16 protein-coding genes are annotated in these 20696 nt (G+C 37.5%); 5 read left to right on the top strand and 11 right to left on the bottom strand.

Annotated elements, in window-relative coordinates:
- The first annotated feature begins 21 nt into the window (after positions 1-21).
- Positions 22-1401 carry a TolC family protein gene (locus V0410_RS22455; RefSeq protein WP_330745702.1) on the top strand — a complete coding sequence of 460 codons (1380 nt, stop codon included), beginning with the start codon at positions 22-24 and terminating at the stop codon, positions 1399-1401.
- A gap of 59 nt (positions 1402-1460) precedes the next feature.
- On the opposite strand, the gene V0410_RS22450 is transcribed toward V0410_RS22455, so the two are convergent.
- From V0410_RS22450 to V0410_RS22425, 6 genes are all read right to left on the bottom strand, one after another.
- Positions 1461-1949 (bottom strand): DUF6691 family protein, encoded by a 489-nt coding sequence (locus V0410_RS22450; RefSeq protein WP_330745701.1) that lies wholly within the window; start codon positions 1947-1949, stop codon positions 1461-1463.
- 27 nt (positions 1950-1976) lie between these two features.
- Entirely contained in the window at positions 1977-2540 is a 564-nt protein-coding gene (locus V0410_RS22445; RefSeq protein ID WP_330745700.1) for a YeeE/YedE family protein, read from the bottom strand.
- A gap of 4 nt (positions 2541-2544) precedes the next feature.
- Complete coding sequence (locus tag V0410_RS22440) at positions 2545-3960, bottom strand: MBL fold metallo-hydrolase (RefSeq protein WP_330745699.1); 1416 nt, start codon at positions 3958-3960, stop codon at positions 2545-2547.
- Positions 3961-4042: 82 nt separating this feature from the next.
- Positions 4043-4837, bottom strand: coding sequence for a sulfite exporter TauE/SafE family protein (locus V0410_RS22435; protein ID WP_330745698.1), 795 nt, complete (start codon positions 4835-4837; stop codon positions 4043-4045).
- Positions 4838-5008: 171 nt separating this feature from the next.
- Entirely contained in the window at positions 5009-5650 is a 642-nt protein-coding gene (locus V0410_RS22430; RefSeq protein ID WP_330745697.1) for a Crp/Fnr family transcriptional regulator, read from the bottom strand.
- Positions 5651-5658: 8 nt separating this feature from the next.
- Positions 5659-7923: a family 20 glycosylhydrolase gene (locus V0410_RS22425; RefSeq protein ID WP_330745696.1), complete on the bottom strand. Its 2265-nt coding sequence runs from the start codon at positions 7921-7923 to the stop codon at positions 5659-5661.
- A gap of 232 nt (positions 7924-8155) precedes the next feature.
- Here V0410_RS22425 and V0410_RS22420 point away from each other — a divergent pair, with 232 nt between their 5' ends.
- Positions 8156-8965, top strand: a complete 810-nt coding sequence (locus tag V0410_RS22420; RefSeq protein ID WP_330745695.1) for a DUF4197 domain-containing protein — start codon at positions 8156-8158, stop codon at positions 8963-8965.
- Positions 8966-10353: 1388 nt separating this feature from the next.
- On the opposite strand, the gene V0410_RS22415 is transcribed toward V0410_RS22420, so the two are convergent.
- Entirely contained in the window at positions 10354-11007 is a 654-nt protein-coding gene (locus tag V0410_RS22415) for a CoA transferase subunit B (RefSeq protein WP_002980639.1), read from the bottom strand.
- Positions 11008-11131: 124 nt separating this feature from the next.
- Here V0410_RS22415 and V0410_RS22410 point away from each other — a divergent pair, with 124 nt between their 5' ends.
- The gene (locus tag V0410_RS22410) at positions 11132-12934 is read left to right on the top strand and encodes an ABC transporter ATP-binding protein (protein ID WP_330745694.1); all 1803 of its coding nucleotides are present in this window, start codon (positions 11132-11134) and stop codon (positions 12932-12934) included.
- Positions 12935-12982: 48 nt separating this feature from the next.
- On the opposite strand, the gene V0410_RS22405 is transcribed toward V0410_RS22410, so the two are convergent.
- A complete protein-coding gene (locus V0410_RS22405) occupies positions 12983-13684 on the bottom strand; it encodes a CoA transferase subunit A (protein WP_062671053.1) in 702 nt (233 codons plus the stop codon).
- Positions 13685-14071: 387 nt separating this feature from the next.
- Between V0410_RS22405 and V0410_RS22400 the strand changes: the two genes are divergently transcribed.
- Entirely contained in the window at positions 14072-15613 is a 1542-nt protein-coding gene (locus tag V0410_RS22400) for a membrane-binding protein (protein WP_330745693.1), read from the top strand.
- A 200-nt stretch (positions 15614-15813) separates the two neighbouring features.
- Here V0410_RS22400 and V0410_RS22395 read toward each other — a convergent pair whose 3' ends face one another.
- Positions 15814-18552, bottom strand: coding sequence for a fibronectin type III domain-containing protein (locus V0410_RS22395; protein WP_330745692.1), 2739 nt, complete (start codon positions 18550-18552; stop codon positions 15814-15816).
- Between the two features lie 293 nt (positions 18553-18845).
- On the opposite strand from V0410_RS22395, the gene rplS reads away from it, so the two are divergent.
- Positions 18846-19202, top strand: coding sequence for a 50S ribosomal protein L19 (rplS, locus tag V0410_RS22390; protein WP_002980648.1), 357 nt, complete (start codon positions 18846-18848; stop codon positions 19200-19202).
- 69 nt (positions 19203-19271) lie between these two features.
- On the opposite strand, the gene V0410_RS22385 is transcribed toward rplS, so the two are convergent.
- Together V0410_RS22385 and V0410_RS22380 are read right to left on the bottom strand one after the other, a co-directional pair.
- Entirely contained in the window at positions 19272-19739 is a 468-nt protein-coding gene (locus V0410_RS22385; protein WP_330745690.1) for an SRPBCC family protein, read from the bottom strand.
- Between the two features lie 150 nt (positions 19740-19889).
- Positions 19890-20672 (bottom strand): AraC family transcriptional regulator, encoded by a 783-nt coding sequence (locus tag V0410_RS22380; RefSeq protein ID WP_330745689.1) that lies wholly within the window; start codon positions 20670-20672, stop codon positions 19890-19892.
- Positions 20673-20696 lie beyond the last annotated feature (24 nt).

Genomic DNA, 20696 nt, shown 5'->3' with positions numbered 1-20696 from the left:
ATGTATAAAAAGTTAATTTTAGTGAGCATACTTGCTGGATCCTTAAGCTCCTGCATCGGTTATAAAGAGGCTACGAAGGAAAATATAGATCAGCTTAAAGAAAAGAGTGAAATTGCTTCTCATATACAAATTCCTGATGACTGGATTTTTGACAGAAAGGCTGGATCAAAATCAATTTCCTACGACTGGATTAATGATCTTAAGACCCCACAGCTGGAAGCCCTGGTTAAAGAAGGAATGTTATACAATGCAGATCTTATTATTGCCAGAGAAAAGCTTAATCAGATTGAGCTGGCGATGGAAACTGCCGGAAGCGACCTTTATCCGAGCGTAAGTGCTGTGGCCAACACTTCGAATAATCTGGTCAGTGGCAGCCAGGTTCAGCGCCTTGCGTTAAAAGCCAATTGGGAAATTGACCTTTGGGGTAAAAATAAATCTTCACAGATGGCCAGCACCAGCAGTTATTTTTCTGCAAAACATCAGAATACACTGCTGCATCAGTCTATTGCAGGAATGATTTCCAAAGCTTATTATCTGAATATTGCAGGAAACATTCAGGAAGATAAGATTGAAAGCTATATTCAGAAGACTAAAGACCTGGAAAAGCTCTATATCATTCAAAAGAAAATTGGAACAGCAAATGCTATCGATGTGTCCAATATTTCTGCCGAAATTATTTCCCTGCAGGGGTATCTTGAAAAGATTAAAAATGCCAATATGCAGTCGAGAAGGTCTCTGGAGCTTCTTACCGGAAAGTATCCGGAGGGAAAGCTGGCAACCCAGAATTTCTTTAATTCCGTAAAAAGCAGTATTCCTGAATCTTTTCCTCTGGAACTTCTTGAAAACCGATCAGACATACAGGCCAGTCATTTCCAGATCGAAAAAGCTTTTTATGAAGTACAGGAAGCTAAAGCAGCAAGACTTCCCTCATTAAGTATCAGTTCTTCACTTGGTAGTGCCGGAAGTAATGTGGAATCCATTAATTCTTTATTTTCCAATCCTTTGGTAAAAGTGGGCGGAGGATTAGTTTCTCCGCTATTCAACGGTGGAAAGCTGAAAAAGAATGTGGAAGTAAAAAATTCCCAGCAGAAACAGGTTGTTGAAGAATATTCAAAAGCTGTTCTGAATGCATTGAACGAAGTGGAATCTTCTTTAGCTAATCTCCGTTCTATTGAAAGACAGATGGCTTATACAACCAACGCTGTCAATGAACTGAAAAACAATATTTCTCTTACCGAAAAACAAATAAAGGTCGGTACCAGCAACAGTTTTGTACTGATCCGTAAACAAAGAGATCTTTTGAAAAATGAAATGAACCTCATCAATCTGGAACTTCAGTACAGAATAGAGCGCATTAATCTTTATATGGCTTTAGGTGCGGAGAATTTTATTTATTCATAATTTTTATACTTGGGAGACTGCAGAAATAATCTGCAGTCTTTTTTATAATTTATAAGGTATCAATGAGGCAATTTGTCTCTGAAATATCCATATACCCATGTTCCGGCAATAGCGCTCAGTAAGGTAACAGATACGGCTAAAGCACCCGTCCCGATCTGAGCAAAAAGAGGTCCCGGACAGGCTCCGGTTATCGCCCAGCCAAAACCAAAAATCAATCCACCGTAGATCTGACCTTTGTTGAACTTTTTAGGGGTCAATGTAATAGGTTCCCCATACATTGTTTTTATTTTAAATTTTTTAATCAGCCACACTGAAATCATTCCTACCAATACAGCACTTCCAATAATTCCGTACATATGGAAAGACTGCAGGCGGAACATTTCCTGTATTCTGAACCAGCTGATCACCTCTGCTTTTACGAAAATAATCCCAAAAATAATTCCTGCGGCAAGGTATTTCAGATTGTGATACCATTGGTGAGTAAGGGCACTTTCGTTCACGCAAACAGCATCCTGATGACGTATATCCTGTTCTTTTTCTTTGATCATAATGTAATTCTCTTTTTAAAATTATATTTATAGGGAAAGAATGATGGGCAGAACAAAGTTTGCCATTAAAAATCCACCGATCATGAAACAGACTGTTGCCACCAAAGACGGCCACTGCAGGTTGGAAAGCCCCATAATGGCATGTCCGCTGGTACATCCGCCCGCATATCTTGTTCCGAAGCCTACCAAAAATCCTCCCACAACCATCATGATAAATCCTCTAAGGGTCAACAGGCTTTCGAAATTCATCAGTTGTAACGGAACCAGATTGCTGTAATCTGTAATTCCGTAGCCTGCCAATTCTGCTTTCAGATCAGGATTCACTGTTATTTCATTGGGATTCACCAAAAATTGGGATGTAATCATTCCTCCGAAGAAGATTCCCAGGACAAAAAATAAATTCCAGGCTTCTTTTTTCCAGTCGTATCTGAAAAAATTCACATTGGCCGGAACACAGGCTGCACAGATATGCCTTAGTGAGGAACTGATTCCAAAGGATTTATTTCCCATAATCAATAAGGCAGGCACAGTAAGCCCAATCAACGGACCGGCAATATACCACGGCCAGGGTTCTTTTATAATCTCCAGCATTTTTCTATTTATTTAAAATTTTAGTCTGACACACAAAATCACTTGTAGGAACATTTGTGGAGGCAATGGCTTTAAAACCACCTTCAATTTCTGAAAAGTTTCTGTAGCCTCTTGCCTGAAGGATACTCGCTGCCATTGTGCTTCTATAGCCGCTTCCACAATGCATGTAGAAATGTTCTGCTGGCTCTATCTCATGAATCCATTCATTGATATAGGCCAGAGGTTTACTGTAAGCTTCATGAATATGTTCTGCATGGTATTCGCTTTCTTTTCTTATATCAATAATTTTTGCTTCTTTCTCTTTGATTTCAGTTTCAAACTGTTCTGCAGAGATACGGTTGACAAAGTCAGTTTCCTTTCCGCTTGTTTTCCAGCTTTCAAAACCTCCGTCCAGAAAACCTAAAATATGATCAAACCCTACCCTACTCAACCGGGTTACCGTTTCTTCTTCAGCTCCTTTTTCAGTAACCAGCAGAATAGGCTGGTTGACATCAGCAATTAAAGCTCCCACCCAAGGGGCAAAATCACCATCCAATCCTATATTAATGGACTGCGGGATAAAACCTCCGGCAAATTCACGATTGGATCTTACATCCAATACCAAAGCTCCTGAGGCTTCGGCAATTTCTTCAAACTGTTCCGGAGCAAGGGCATGCAATCCTTTTGAAAGTACTTCATCAAAACTGCTGTACCCTTTTTTATTCATCATCACATTCATTCCGAAATACGCTGGTGGAGGCAAAAGACCATCCGTTACTTCTTTTATAAAACTCTGTCTGTCCTTTTGATTCAGGGCATAATTGGTTCTTTTTTGATTTCCCAGAGTATCTACTGTTTCTTTCTGCATGTTTTTACCGCAGGCTGAACCGGCTCCATGAGCTGGATAGACTGTAATATCATCATCTAAAGGCAAAATCTTATGATACAAACTATCATATAAAAGTCCTGCCAGTTCTTCCTGGGTCATATTTGCTGCTTTCTGCGCCAGGTCTGGACGGCCAACATCCCCAAGGAATAAGGTATCACCACTAAAAAGAGCCTTTTCATTACCATTTTCATCCATTAAAAGGTAACATGAACTTTCAAGGGTATGTCCGGGTGTATGAAGAACTTTAATTTTAATATCTCCTAGTTCAAATATCTGTTCATCTTCTGCAATAACTGCATTAAAGTCGGGATTGGCTGTTGACCCGTAAACAATCGGAGCTCCGGTTTTATGGCTTAAATCCAGATGTCCGCTGACGAAATCTGCGTGAAAATGGGTTTCAAAAATATATTTCAATTTTACTTCATCTTCTTTCAGTCTGTTGATATAAGGCTGAGTTTCTCTTAAAGGATCAATAATAGCAGCTTCTCCGGCTGAGGTTATATAGTAAGCCCCCTGAGCAAGACATCCTGTATAAATCTGTTCTATTTTCATTCTGTTTTATTTTGATTTGTTATCTGATACAAATTTCCTGCTTTCTGCTTTCCTGTACAGCTACTTTTGTTACATAAGAACATTAAAGGAAGATTTCTTTCGTAATAATATAAATACCCATGATCAGGATAAACCACCCGAATGCGGGTTTCAGCTTTTTACCGTCAATTCTTTTGGATAATTGCGATCCTATTATAATTCCGGCAATGGCAATGACCGTAATAGAAATCAAAAGTTTCCATTCTATTTTCATATGATTTACAGAGGAAAAAAAGCCGATCAGAGAATTGAGCGAAATAATAGCTAATGAAGTCCCTATTGCAATCTTCATGGGAATTCTTAACAGGTTAACCAATGCCGGAATGATCATAAAACCGCCCCCTGCTCCTACCAGACCGGTTAAAACACCGACTAGCGAACCCTGTCCGGCTGCCAGAAAAAAATTATTTTCATCCTGAATGTTTTCTAAAGTTTCTTTTGAGGAATTGCTTTTTATCATTTTATAGGAAGCAAGAATCATCAAACCGGCAAAAACCAGTAATAAAAAAATGTTCCTGGTAATGGTAAAATTGTGCATTTGAAGTATTTCTTCAGGAATCAGAGGAAGAATATATTTTCTTGTCAGAAAAATCGAAATTACCGAAGGTATTCCGAATATCAGCGCCACTTTAAAGTTAATCAACCCTTTTTTCAAATAGGACACAGAGCCCACCAAACTACTGATTCCCACTACAAAGAGCGAATATTCTGTGGCCATAAAAGCATCGACCCCAAATAGATAAACGAGTACGGGAACGGTGAGAATACTACCTCCTCCTCCGATTAACCCCAGAGAAATACCTATTAAAACGGCCGCTGTATATCCTATAATTTCCATTTCTATTCAAATAATTCTGATGCAAAAATGGGAATATGAATGAAAGTCTACAGCTACTTTTGTTACATAAGAAGGTTTTTTCTATGACCACCCCGTCAAAAATTCTTTGAATTTTTGCCACCCCTCCAGAGGAGGGGAATATGAGTACCTTCGATTAAATTGAGAGAGAACTTATGAGTTCAGGGTTTTCAGAAGGGTGATTTTGTTTCTGCCTAACTTGAGTTTTCCGTCTTCTTCCAGCTGTTTAAGGAGCCTGGAGACCACTACCCTTGCTGTTCCCAGCTCATTGGCCAGCTGCTCATGGGTTGTATGAATGGTTTCAGAACGGGTAAGCTCAGATTTTTTCTGCAACAAGTTGAGAAGCCTCTCGTCTACTTTTTTAAAAGCAATGGCATTGATGATATCCAAAAGTTCTTCAAATCGTTTATGATACAATCTGAAAATATAGTCCAGCCATTCCGGATGTTCTTTGATGAATAAAGACACCTTGTCTACCGGTAAGAAAAGTATTTCCGCATCCTCTTCTATCTCTGCTTTTACAATACTTTTTTCATTGTGCATGCCACCCAGAAAAGACATGATACAGCTTTCTCCTGCTTTGATGTAGTATAATAAAATTTCGCGTCCGTCTTCTTCAGTTCTGATCACTTTCAGCATTCCTTTCATCACAATAGGAATGGAGCGGATGGAAGCATTTTCATCTAAAATAATGTCACCTTCATGATAATTTTTCGTTGTACCATACTGATACAGCTTTTCTACCAGATCTGGTGATGATGAAAATTCGGAAGAAAGTATGGTATCGTCCTGCATTTTTTATTCTAATTTACACCAATTTCATCAACAAACAACCATGCTTTGGAATCTGCTCCGGGATTTCCTGCGGGAATAATACCTGCATTTTCGATAGTTACTTTCAGGTATTTTGTATTCTGCGTTCCTACATTCACTTTGATTTTTCCGCCGGCCTTCTGAATTTCAGGCGTACCAATCTCTTTAATCAGTTTGAAATTCTTATTATCATCAGAAACAAAAATCTTTGCAGATTTAGCCAGATGAATCCAGCTTCCTTTATTCTCAAGGGTATTGAAGTACACTTCTGAGAAAGCTGTTTTCTGACCAAAATCTATGGTTGCCACCACATCTTTACCCTGAAAGCCCAGCCATGTTTTACCCAGCTGTTTTACATTTCCGATAATTCCATCTACCAGGGTGAAAGCGCCTCCAAAAGAATAATTTTCATTGGGTTGCTGCTCAAGTGTTATATTTTTCCCTGTGGTTTTTGAAATTGTAAATTGTTGTGATGAAACAGCACTCTTTAATTGCCCGTCTTCAAAATAGGCTGACTTAAGTGTTAAAGAATTAGGAATCTGAACTGCATTCTGATAGGTCTCAGAATTAATGGAAGGGTTTGTTCCATCCAGTGTATATCGGATACCATTTGAGTTCTGTGAAGTGGAAAGCTCGTAAGCAATTCCTTTATTGGAAGGAATTACTTTTCCGGTGATGTTATAAATGCTTCTCGCATAATTCACCTTCATATCATCCAGAACTTTAAACTGGCTGATCACTCTGTTTTCAAATTCTTTATAGTTTTTAGGATCTGAAGTTCCCCATCCCACTTCAGAAAGCGCCATTAATCTTGGGAAAATCATATACTGTACCTGTTTGAAGTCTAAAATATATTCTGTCCAGAGATTCGCCTGAACTCCCATGATGTACTTACTCTGTTCTGCATTCAGTTCGGAAGGAACAGGATTGTAAGAATATACTTTTTCCAAAGGCGTAAATCCTCCAAAAGCATTAGGTTCAGACTGTGGGTCTCCCTGATAGTGGTCAAAATAACAGTAGGCACCGGGAGTCATTACAGCAAAGTGTTTTGATTTTGCAGCTTCAATACCTCCATTCACGCCTGTCCAGCTCATTAAAGCCGCATTCGGAGCTAATCCGCCTTCTAAAATTTCGTCCCAGCCAATAATTTTTCGGCCTTTGCTGTTGACATATTTTTCAATCCGTTGAATAAAATAGCTTTGTAAGCCATGTTCATCTTTTAAATTATTTTTCTTAATCAGTTCCTGGCAGTGCGCACATTCCTTCCATCTTGTTTTCGGGCATTCATCACCACCAATATGAATGTATCGGGAAGGGAATAATTTGATGACCTCATCCAGAACATTTTCAAGAAACGTAAAAGTTTCATCTTTCGGGCAGAAAACATCATCAAAGACACCCCATTTTGTAGCAGGTTCAAAAGGACCTTTGGTACATGCCAGTTCAGGATATGCCGATAATGCTGCCAATGCATGCCCAGGCATTTCAATTTCCGGGACCACGGTAATATGTCTGTCCTGAGCATATTTCACCACGTCTTTTATTTGTTCCTGTGTATAAAAATAAGGACCGTAAGGTTTTCCGTCAAAAGTATTATCCACATAAGCCCCAATCATGGATTCTTTACGTTTCGAACCGATCTGAGTAAGCTTAGGATATTTTTTGATTTCAATTCTCCACCCCTGATCATCCGTTAAATGCCAGTGGAAGGTATTCAGTTTATACATTGCCAGATAATCTATATACTGCTTCACTTCATCTACTGTGAAAAAGTGGCGGCAGACATCCAGGTGCATTCCTCTCCATGCAAACTTTGGCTGGTCTTCGATTTTCATAGCCGGAATATTCTTTCCTTCTTTATACTGTTCAATAAGCTGGATCAAAGTTTGAAGAGCCAGAAAGTATCCTTGTTTAGTGTAAGACTTTATATGGATCTGTTTTGGAGAAATTTCTAATGAATAATACTCCTTTTTCTGTTCAGCATCTGTTCCTGGTGCCTGAGGAATTATAGAGTTCGTTAAATGAATATTACCACCCTTTTGAGCATATTGAAATTCTACCTGAGAACCTATTCTCTTTTTGAAATATTCTGTTTCCTCTTTTGGCAGGTTACCGCTTAGTACGAAAGTTTTTGGGATTACAAATTCGCCCTGTAAAAGTTGAACTTTTTGAGGATAAGGAATTAGGTTTAATTTATTCTGGGCAAAAATCACGTTTGAAATCAATACAAAAAGTACTAAAAAAGTCCGTATCATTGGATGTGGTTAAGGTTTGAGCTAAGATAATTATTTTTCAAAACTCTTTGGGCCTTTTTTTAAAACAAATTAAAGACCTCATGGATTGGGATCCCTATAAGATGAAGTATTTACAGTTTTTAAATCATTCTGTCTAGAAATTATTCTATAAAATACGGTTTATTATGGTTTGTTTTTTGTTCAATTTAGTCGACTTAAAAAAATTAAAGGTTTAAATTTGTAAAAAAATAAGATGAAAAAAAACATTTTTCTGGCAGCCGCTTTATTATTTTCTTTATCAGCTCATGCACAAATTTTTGATATTATAAAATCTACGGTTAAAGACAAAACGGGTGTAGATCTTAATGTTCCGGTAAAAAATAATGGTACAGCAACTTCTACTAAAACAACCACTACCACCTCCGGTAATTCTTCGGCCAATATTGGAAACCTTACTTCCAGTCAGATTTCCTCGGGATTAAAAGAAGCTTTAAGTATGGGCGTAACGGATGGTGTAAAAAAGCTGGCAGTAACCGATGGTTTTTTCAAGAATGAGGCCGTAAAGATTTTAATGCCTGAAAAATTAAGAAAAATTGATACTACCCTACGTTCAATCGGGATGGGAAGCCTTGCTGATGAAGGGGTAAAATTATTAAACAGAGCTGCTGAAGATGCCGTAACAGAAGCTGCTCCTATTTTTACAAACGCGATTACTTCTATGACGATTACGGATGCTAAAAACATTTTATTAGGGAGTAATAATGCTGCAACCAACTATCTGCAGGGAAAAACCCAGACTCAGCTGTTCAATGCCTTTCAGCCTAAAGTAAAAGCCTCTTTAGGTAAGGTAGGTGCTGATACGCTTTGGAAAAACTTGATTTCAAAGTATAATACGTTTACCGGACAGGCTGTTACCACAGATCTTAATGAATATGTTACTACAGAAACTATCAATGGAGTTTTCAAAATGGTAGCAGATAAAGAAAGCGGGATCAGAAATACACCTGCCATGAGAACTACGAGTATTTTGCAGAAGGTGTTTGGAGCTCAGGATGGGAGATAAATAAGATTAGACTAAATATATAAAAGCTGTTTCATGATGAAGCAGCTTTTTTATGTTTATTTTCTTTTGTCTTGAAACAAAAGAAACAAAAATTCAAGACCTGGAACTCTCCGCTAAAAATAAGTCCTGTTCTCTAAAAATTCTAAACTTGCGCGAAATCATTATTTCTTTATCGGTTCTGATTTTGCCTCGCGCTTCAGACAGGAGAATTTTCTTAACGTTCACAGGACTTATTTTTTTGACGCTGCGAGTTCCGATGTCACTTTTAAAGTAGTAAATAGAACTATTTGTTTGTGTTTAAATGAAGAAAGGACCGTTTTTTTGTCTTATTTTCTTTTGTCTTGAAACAAAAGAAACAAAAGTTCAAGATCTGGAACTCTCCGCTAAAAATAAGTCCTGTTCTCTAAAAATTCTAAACTTGCGCGAAATCATTATTTCTTTATCGGTTCTGATTTTGCCTCGCGCTTCAGACAGGAGAATTTTCTTAACGTTCACAGGACTTATTTTTTTGACGCTGCGAGTTCCGATGTCACTTTTAAAGTAGTAAATAGAACTATTTGTTTGTGTTTAAATGAAGAAAGGACCGTTTTTTTGTCTTATTTTCTTTTGTCTTGAAACAAAAGAAACAAAAGTTCAAGATCTGGAACTCTCCGCTAAAAATAAGTCCTGTTCTCTAAAAATTCTAAACTTGCGCGAAATCATTATTTCTTTATCGGTTCTGATTTTGCCTCGCGCTTCAGACAGGAGAATTTTCTTAACGTTCACAGGACTTATTTTTTTGACGCTGCGAGTTCCGATGTCACTTTTAAAGTAGTAAATAGAACTATTTGTTTGTGTTTAAATGAAGAAAGGACCGTTTTTTTTGTCTTGAAACAAAGAAACAAAAGTTCAAGACCTGGATCTCTCCGCTAAAAATAAGTCCTGTTCTCTAAAAATTCTAAACTTGCGCGAAATCGTTATTTCTTTATCGGTTCTGATTTGGGCTCGCGCTTCGGACAGGAGAATTTTCTTAACGTTCACAGGACTTATTTTTTTGACGCTGCGAGTTCCGATATCAGTTTTAAGGTAGTAAATAGAACTATTTGTTTGTGCCTACATGAGCAAAGAACTGTTTTTTTATTGTCTTATTTTCTTTTGTCTTGAAACAAAAGAAACAAAAATTCAAGACCTGGATCTCTCCGCTAAAAATAAGTCCTGTTCTCTAAAAATTCTAAACTTGCGCGAAATCATTATTTCTTTATCGGTTCTGATTTTGCCTCGCGCTTCGGACAGGAGAATTTTCTTAACGTTCACAGGATTTATTTTTTTAAAGCTCCGAGTTCCGATGTCGTTTATATAAAGTTTCGGCCTCACTTTGTGAGGCCGAAACTTTATATTGTTATTCAGAATTAGAACTGCATTTCAGGAATTTCTCCTTCAATGATAAGATCTGCTTCTGTTGCTTTAATAATATCTTCTACTGAAACGCCTGGTGCTCTTTCTACCAGCTTGAATCCTGCCGGAGTTACATCCAGAACGGCTAACTCAGTAACTACTTTTTTCACACAGTTTACCCCCGTTAAAGGTAGTGTACATTTTTTTAGGATTTTGCTTTCTCCTGCCTTGTTTACGTGCATCATGGCTACGATAATATTTTCAGCAGAAGCAACAAGATCCATTGCTCCCCCCATTCCTTTCACCATTTTTCCGGGAATTTTCCAGTTGGCAATATCTCCGTTTTCTGAAACTTCCATTGCTCCAAGAATGGTAAGGTCTACTTTCTGACCACGAATCATCCCGAAACTGAAGGCTGAATCAAAAAATGAACCTCCTTCCAGAATAGTAATAGTCTGTTTTCCGGCATTGATGATATCCGCATCTTCTTCTCCTTCGAAAGGAAAAGGCCCCATACCCAATACTCCGTTTTCGCTCTGGAATTCTACGGAAATACCTTCCGGTACATAATTGGCAACCAAAGTAGGAATTCCAATTCCCAGGTTTACATAATAACGATCTTTCAGTTCTTTTGAAATTCTTTTGGCAATTTGTTCTTTTGTAAGCATAATAAAAACTTAGACTGCAATTTAATTATTTTCACTTGAATACAAAAGAGCTTTGTTGTATTCAATAATTAACACTGTTAGTTAAAATAATATCTGTAATTTTGTTCTATTATTTTTTAATAGAATGAAAATACTTTTTAGATATCTAAAACCTTATCAGTGGCTGATAATCATCTCTTTATTTTTGGCTACTGTCAATCAGGTTTTTTCTTTATTTGCTCCGGCGATCACAGGAAATATCCTTGATCAGCTGGTTACTCATCCCAACTTTTTTGATAAAGAAAAGCTATTGCCCAGAAGCCTGAATGAATATTTATACGGAAGTTCTGTATATCATGGGGCTTTTTACTTTTTGGGGCTTCTTATCGGAACTGCAATGGTGAGCAGAATTGCCAAAGCTTTTCAGGATTATGTGGTAAGCGTGATCACTCAAAAGTTTGGAGCGAAAATATTTACAGATGGCTTAAAGCATTCGATGGCATTACCTTATCAGGAATTCGAAGATCAGAGAAGCGGTGAAACGCTGTCTATTTTAACAAAAGTAAGAGAAGATACGGTAAAATTTATCACGAATTTCATTAATATCTTCTTCGGAATTCTGGTGAGTATTATTTTCGTTTCCGTGTATGCGATCCGTTTACACTGGTCTATTATGCCGGTTTATATCTGCGGGATTTTCTTTATTGCCATTGTCACCAATTTATTGAGCAAGAGAATCAAAGTGATCCAGAAAAATATTGTGACTGAAACCACCGCTTTAGCCGGAAGTACCACTGAAAGTCTCAGAAACATTGAAATTGTTAAAAGTTTAGGATTAACCAATCAGGAAGTAATCCGTTTAAATAACAATACCTATAAGATTCTTGGCCTTGAACTGAGAAAGGTAAAAAGCATCCGTTCTTTGAGTTTTATTCAGGGAACCATGGTCAATTTTCTTCAACAGATGATTACTCTGACTTTATTGTATTTAATTTTTAAAAATATTGTTACACCAGGTCAGTATTTATCTCTGATGTTTTATGGTTTCTTTATTTTCGGGCCAATGCAGGAAATTGGAAACATTATTATTTCTTATCGTGAAGCAGAAGCTTCTCTTCAGAATTTTGACCGTTTGATGAAAAAAGAAGTGGAAGAAAAGCCGCTTCACCCGAAACAAATCGGGGCTATTGAGGAGCTGGAATTCAAACATGTTTCATTCAAGCATCAGTCTGCGCAGTATAAAGCTTTAAATAATATTTCTTTTGATCTTAAAAACGGTGAGACCATTGCTTTTGTAGGACCGAGCGGTTCCGGAAAAAGTACCTTGGTGAAACTATTGGTTGGATTGTACAGACCTCAGGAAGGGAATATTTTTTACAATGGAATCAATGGAAAAGAATTTGATTTTGATGAGCTGAGAAATCAGATTGGTTTTGTAACACAGGATACCCAGTTATTTGCAGGAACTATTAAAGAAAACCTTCTTTTCGTTAATCCTTCCGCAACTGAAGAAGATCTGGCCGTTGCATTGCAGAAATCAAGCTGTACCGCATTATTGGAAAGGGCTGAGAAAGGAATTGAAACCGTTATCGGTGAAGGAGGTCTGAAACTGAGTGGTGGTGAAAAACAAAGAATTGCCATTGCAAGGGCTCTTTTAAGAAAACCTCATCTTTTGATTTTTGATGAAGCCACTTCTGCTCTGGACAGTATCACCGAAGAAGAAATCACTACGACGATCAAAGACATTTCGAAAGAAAGGGAACAGATCACCGTCCTGATTGCCCACCGTTTAAGTACCATTATGCATGCTGATAAAATTTATGTTCTTGAACGCGGACAGATTGTAGAAACAGGATCTCACGCCAATCTCATTGACGAAAAAGGACTCTACTACGCGATGTGGAGACAACAGATCGGAGAAAGAAAAACGCTTACTCCTCAAGCATAAAAAAAGCGCTGAATGCATGTTCAGCGCTTTTTATTATATTGTTTGAACTTATTCTTTAGTTCTTACGGTTCTCTGCTCAATTCTTTTTTCAAATTTTTCTCCCTGGAAAATTCTCTGAACCATGATTCCCGGAATATGAATTTCGTTCGGATCTAATTGTCCCGGTTCTACCAGTTCTTCCACTTCAGCAATGGTAATCTTTGCCGCACCCGCCATCGGATGATTGAAATTTCTTGCAGATCCTTTAAAGATAAGGTTTCCTGCATGATCACCTTTCCATGCTTTTACGATAGAAAAGTCTGCATCGTATGCATGCTCCAGAATATGAGGTTTTCCTTTGAATTCTTTTACCTCTTTACCTTCTGCAACTTCAGTTCCGTAACCTGCCGGTGTGTAAAAAGCTGGAATTCCTGCCTGGGCAGCTCTGCATTTTTCAGCTAAAGTTCCCTGAGGAGTTAGTTCTACATCCAATTCACCTGAAAGCATCTGTCTTTCAAACTCAGCGTTTTCTCCTACATAGGAAGAGATCATTTTCTTAATCTGTCTTTTGTGCAGCAGTAATCCTAATCCGAAATCATCTACTCCGGCATTGTTTGAAATGCAAGTAAGATCTTTCACATCGCTTTCTACCAAAGCATTGATTGAGTTTTCAGGAATTCCGCAAAGTCCGAATCCACCTAGCATTAGTGTCATTCCATCATTAATTCCTTCGATGGCCTCCTTTGCATTTTTTACTCTTTTATCTATCATGAAATATTAGATTTTTCTGTTGGCTAAATTTAATAAATTTTCTTGTATATCCGATGAATGGAAATAATCCTGCAATTTCACACTCTTTACATCTTATTCTTTTCCATTTTAAATCAATAATAATCAAACATTTAGCAATAAAAACGAACAGATCTGTTCATTTTTCATAGTGAATCTCATCAATTTGATTTATATTTGGGGCTTGAAATCAGGAAACATGGCACATTGGCTGTTTTCGGGTATTATTTTTAAACACAATTTTAATGTAGAAATTATTTTATGGCAGATCACTACTGTCTTCATTACTTCTTTTGACCTCTATGAAGGTCTCTTTCGATATCTGCCATCTCACTAATCATATAAAAATATCAAAGCTTACATAAAAACATGAAAAAATTATTTACCTCAGCATTACTTGCATTGGTACTGAGCATGAAAGTATACGCACAGGAGAAAACTTATTTCGATGAAAACTGGGAAAAAACCACTGCAAACAACATGGAGTATTATCGTGAAACGACTCCTAAAGGAAAACTTACCCTTATCAAAGATTTCTATAAAGACGGAAAGCTCCAGATGGAAGGACTGGCTTCGGACACCACTCCTAGCAGTGAGGTTTTTGAGGGAAAAGTAACCTGGTATACTGAAGAAGGAAAGGTTCAGAATTTTGCCACCTATTCCAACGGACAGCAGATTGGTCCGGCCCAGACTTATGATATGAATGGCAGGCTGACAGAAGATGTGGTATATAAAGCTGACGGAAGTTTTTCAGGAAAGATGTTCAGTTATAAGGATGCTGAGGATGGAATGGACTTTAATATTGTGGTGGATTACGAAAACTCTACGCCAGTAAAAACAACCGTTTATGATGATGACATTAAAGGGATCAGAAATGAAACCATCATTGATAAGGACAACAACACTGAAACAAAATATTACGGTGAAAAGGGAAAATATCTGGGCAGCAACACTACCTCCGGTTCGGGTGAAAATATGATGGTAGATTACTATTCCAGTCCCATGAGGATCTCTAAGATAGAAAAATACAGAAAGGACGGCAGTGTAAAAGAAGGTTTTGTTTATAGCAAAAGCGGAAAGATCTTACAGGAACAGAAAATGAATAAAAAAGATGGCTATAAAACCACTTATGATGAGTCGGGTAAAAAAATAGCCCATCTGGTGTACCAATATGATAAGGAAAATGATGTTTATAATCCAATGGACGGGGATGATTATCATCTGGCTTATGAATATTCACAGATTTCCTCTATTGATACTTATGAAAAAGGCTCAAAGGTAACCAGTAAATATTTTGATGAAGACGGAAAGTTATCCTCCGAGCAATTTTTAAAAGATGATCTTATCCAGGAAATTAAATATTATTCCCCGGATGGAAAGCTGAAATCTACATTGACCTACAAAGATGGTATTCCTTATAATGGTACTACCTATGAAGGCTTTAATGAAACAGTTTATAAGGAAGGTATTATTGTAAACATCAAAAGCTTTTTTGAAGGTAACAATACGAAGTTAAGTTTTGAAAAAAAGCTGAATGCCAGACAAACAGGCTATGATGCAACTGTTTATGACCCTAAAGGCACTATTTTATATACATTTACACAACCGATCAGTGAAGATGGGGATGATTATTCCTTTACAGCACAAATCACACAGTATGTAAAGGGGAAGCCTGCCAATAAGTCTTCTGTAAAAGCAGGTGTTATTCAAAGCGGAAAAATCAGACTCAAAACATGGGATGGAGCTAAAGAACTTGAACGCAGCGGGAAATGGATCTTGTTAAAACTTTATAATATGGATGGAAAGCTCATTCAGGAAACTAAAACGCTGGCCGATACTCAGGAGGAAAATGCTTCTGCTGAAACCCCTACGATGATTAACGAGGATGATCTGCATCATTTATTTGACTAATTACCACAACTATATATCAAAGGCGGTTTCATTTTTTGGAATCGCTTTTTATTTAATCACAGATTTTTATTGTTAAGTCTTTTCCCACAGATGGCACAGACTTTCACAGATGATTTTGGAAAATTAAACTTTTTTACATCCATAAAAAAGAGGCTATCATTGCTGACTGCCTCTCCGTTATAATTATGTTGTAATTTACCTTACTGAATGATCAGCTTTAAAGTAAACAGTTTTCTTCCATGTACTTTTACATAGTAAACGCCTGCCGGAAGATTTTCATTCACCAAAGAGAAACGTTGGTTATTGATATTTTTCGATACATACAGTAACTCTCCCGAAGCTGAAACCAGCTCGATTTTTTCAATCGGGTAATCACTTTTAATAAAAGTAGGCTGTCCCGGTTTGGTTGGGTTCGGATACAATACTACATTTTTCTCTGTACTTCTGGTTTCTTCAGTTCCCAAAGTGGGTGAAGTTACCTGGAACTGTACTCTGTTTGAAACTTCCGTGTAGGAATCATTGGTAAACATCACCATGTAGTAATTTCCCGGTGTTGCAGGTACTGCTGTTCCCTGAATAGTTTTTGTTCCCTGAGTTATTCCGTCAAAATAGGTATAAGAAACAAAATTATCATCCGGTGTCTGAACACTTTGAGGATAGATTCCCAGCCAGTCTTTGATGATTCCCGGAGAATCTGTCCATGAAGCCGTAATATTTTCTCCTAAAGTATAAACAGGTTTGTTGATCCAAAGATCTGTAACGATATCTCCTACTTTGAAGAACACCTTCTCCCCGATTCCGTTATATCCGTCTTCCAATAAATACTGAGCATAATAATACCCTTTTGGAAGTCCTGTGAAATTTAATGTTCCTGATGCAGTTGTTACATAGCTCCATTTGATAGAAGCTGTGGTCCCCGGCGTCTGGCCCATTTTATAAATTCCGATCCAGTCTTTCTGTAAGTTGGGTCCGTTTGTAAAATTAATAGTAACGGTTCCTCCTACAGGATACGTATCAGCAGTAGTCTGCAGCTGCACTTTCGGTCCTACATAGAAATTTTTTCTCGGGGTGATTTCCGTATACCCGTTGTTGGCAAAAAATCCTGCAAAATATTGTCCTTTAGCAGCCAGACCATTATTGAAGGTTACTGTTCCTGCAATCTGACCATTCGTATAAATATACCCTTGTGAAGTTGTAGAAGCCGGAGTTTGTCCTTTTTTATAGATTCCTACCCAATCCTGCTGATTTCCGGGACCTCCGGTAAATGTAGCTGTGATAGCTTCATTCTGAGCGTATTCAGTTTTGTTTAAAGTAAATGTAGGATTTGAAACCACACTTCCTGTAATTTCGAACTGTTTTACATCACTCCACTCACTCCACTCAAGGTTTCTGTCTCTGTAACGTGTTTTTACATAATAGATTCCGTTGGGGATAGAATTCGCTGCCAATGTTGCTTTGGTGATGTCTACTCCATCATTCAGGTTTTTGGTTTTATCAGGAGTTCCGTTTCCGTCTTTTCCGAACCAGTTTTCAAAATCACGGTAAAATTCTTTTTCAATTACAGAAAAGTTTGAGGTTTTACTGATCTGGAACTGTGTTGTATTTAAAAGTTCTCCGTTGGAAGATGAAAATGCACTTCCATTCAATGTTAATGGTAAAGTAATTGGCCCTGAGAAAGTATTTGTAATGGATGGTTTTGCCGGCTTGGGCTGATTTTTATATCTGTGGAAAGAATCTACCAATACATTGTTTTTCTTGTTGTAAATTCCACCGATTGAATAGCATTCGATATCTACTTTTCCGGTTGGGACATCTACTTCCACAATCTGATAGGTCCAGTCTGTCAATGTTTTCTGAACATCGTCAAAATCCTGCTCATTAGACATTCCCCAATACTGATCCCAGGCTGTTCCTCCGGAAATAATCTGGTAATTCGGTGTGTTTTTAAGCTGACCTCTGTGGTATAAATGATGGTGAGCTCCAACGTGCATTAAATATTTATCAGAAGTTACCAGAAGCGGTACGGCATTTTCTCTTACCCAGGTAGAAATATCTCCTACGTATTGCTCCGCCTGATACGGTCTGTGGCTTAAAGAAATAATCCAGTCTACCGTAGAATCATTGTTGGCTGCGGTTAAAATCTGCTGAAGCCATGTCTGTTGTGCTGATCCGGTATGTTCGGAACTTAAGCTCACAAATAATACATTTCCTGCCTGCTGGGCATAATAATTTTCATTTCCTGAGCTTATCCCTTTATAACTGATTTCATCAATATAAAAATGGGCATAGTAAGAATTCATTCCCATCGTTCCGTAGGTTTCATGGTTTCCAACCGTTGTCTGAATTGGCAGATAAGGTGATAATTTGATATTCTTTTTAAAGTGGACATTTTCATAGTGATCCAATGTACCTACGTCTACCTGGTCGCCCACCATAAAAGTAAGCGCAATATTATCTGACGGATCTGAATTGGCGCCAAATTTTTCCTTGAGTTTTTTATACGCATTCAATGTAAGCGTATCATATCTTGGCTCTGCTTTAATCTGGTTGTCTCCCATAATAAGGAAACGGATCTTTCCATTGGCAGTTACCGCCTGTCCCGGTAAAGGAAGTGTTCTGAAATTATAAACGGCCGACTCGCTTGTTCCGGTTTTGATCTTATAGTAATATTTGGTATTCGGCTGAAGGTTCGTAATCTTTGCCGTGTGATAATAATAGTTGTTGTTGTATCCGGTATCCGAGAAGATATTGGTAGTTCCTGTTACCGTCACATTTAAATTTGTTGGAGAATCTCCGTAGATTACTGTTGTTTCATTATTGGAAGCTGTTTTCCAATTGACGATCATAGAATTCGGAGTCGGGTTTTGTAAATAAGGGAACAAAACCTGTCCGAAAGCCATCTGGACCGCGAAACAAAAAAAGAAGAAATAATGTTTCATAATAGCTTTAGTTTTAAAATAACATATAGTTTTAAGTTGTGAATCAGGAATTTAAAAAACCGTTATCCGGATTTTTACTTCGGGCAAAAGTAGAATTCCCATATAAACTCTGTCTGATGGGATTTTAAAGAAACCGTTAATTTTTTAGCAAAACCGGAATGAAAAAATTATAGTTTTTAGTACATTAAATATTTGGCATATTCAAAAACTATTTTGTACATTTGCAACCTGTTATTCAACCTCTGACGAAGAACGTGTAAGTTGCTTAGCTTTAACATTTTATTTTATTAATAATGGATTTATTAAAGTACGTACAAGACAAGTACATTGCGAAAAAAGAATTCCCTGAATTCAAAGCAGGTGATACAATTACTGTGTATTACGAAATTAAAGAAGGACAAAAGACTAGAACTCAGTTCTTCAAAGGAACAGTTATCCAATTAAGAGGTACTGGTTCTACAAAAACTTTCACTATCAGAAAAATGAGTGGTGATGTAGGTGTAGAAAGAGTATTCCCTATTAACATGCCTGCACTTCAAAAAATTGAAGTTGATAGAAGAGGTAGAGTTAGAAGAGCTAGAATTTACTACTTCAGAGACCTTAGAGGTAAGAAAGCAAGAATCAAAGACGCTGCTTACAAGAAGAAATAATTCAGACAACAATACATACAAAAAGAGGCTGTTTACTTATAAACAGTCTCTTTTTTTGTGTAAATATTTTTACTTTTTATAGGGAGCTCCTTCTCCGGTTTCCAGAAACTTTTTCAGGCTGCCGAGAAATTGCAGCCAGCCATTGGAGCAGATCTCATAGCATTCAATATCCGGGTTCAGGCCGATATGGGTTAGTTTTATCTGAGTGTCTTCTTTATTTTTCTCTATTTCCCAGACAATTGTTGTTCCTATCCATTCTGTCCGGTTCTTTAATTCAGGAAGGGCAATCAATGAGTCTTCAACCAGCCAGACAATTTTTGTATTGGCAGTTAATTCTTTCACACGCATTGTTTTATGGATGCTATCTCCAAATCTTATGGTAAAAAGATTTCCGACCTCTGAAGAGGAACCTTCAAACAATTCGGTCCACCAAAGGGGAATTTCATCTGTTAAAGCCTGATATACTTTATCTGCTGTGGTGTTGACCTCAAGTAGATGTACGTAGTTTTCAACACTATTTGTATTTATTGTTTTCATAAAATTATTGTATTGGTAGTACAATTTTATGAAATCTACTATAAACCAGGCTTTTCATAGGACAAGAAATATTATATGACATTAACCTTGTCAAGGTTCGCAACCTTGACAAGGTTAACAATCGTACTTTTTATCAGCTGTACAAAAGGACTATTCATTCTTCATAAGATATTGCAAAGGTGTTGAGCCTGTCTGCTTTTTGAAAAATTCAATAAAAGCACTGTCTGATGAAAAGTCCAGGATATAGGACACCTCTCCTATTGAATTTCCTTCCACCAAAAGTTCAATTGATCGCTGCAACCGCCACTGCTGTCTCCAATCCTGATACGACAATCCCGTTTCTTTTTTAAAAATACGGCTGATCGTTTTCTCCACCGCTCCTGTTTTTTCTGCAAAATCTTTCAGCATTGGAGGCATAGATTTCCGCAGTGTCCATTCTTCAGCTATTTTCGTAAAACGCGTATCCTTCGGCATTTTAAGTTCCAGTTTTTCTTCCGGAGCCCTTTGCATTTCATCCCAGAATACTTTTAAAAGATTAGTTTGATCCTGCCTCAACCCTGACCATTCCCAGGAACAAATTCTTTCAATAATTTCTTTTAACAAGGCGTTGACATGAAGAACTTTCAGATCAGGATTCATATATCTTTGGGAATATTTTTCATCAAAATAAATGGATCTGTAGGCTACAATATTTCTGAAATTCACACGATGAACTTCATGGGCAGGAATCCAAAGCATTCTGAATGGAGGGAGAACCAGCTGCCTGTCGGAAGTCGTTACAGTCATACAGCCTGATGGCGCATACAACAGCTGAGATTTCGTTGTATGAAAATGAAAGCCGGAGTCATGCATTACCATATCAGAAGTTATTCCAACTACTTTTTCCGGGATTGAATCAGCATCAAAGACGTCGTTTTGTTCCAGTACAGCCATGTCCTATTTTTGATATTTTTTGTT

This window comes from Chryseobacterium sp. CP-77 (assembly GCF_036362765.1).
Taxonomy (GTDB): Bacteria; Bacteroidota; Bacteroidia; order Flavobacteriales; family Weeksellaceae; genus Chryseobacterium; species Chryseobacterium cupriresistens.
Note: the sequence above shows the minus strand (reverse complement) of the source record. Positions and strands in the feature narration are given on the sequence as shown.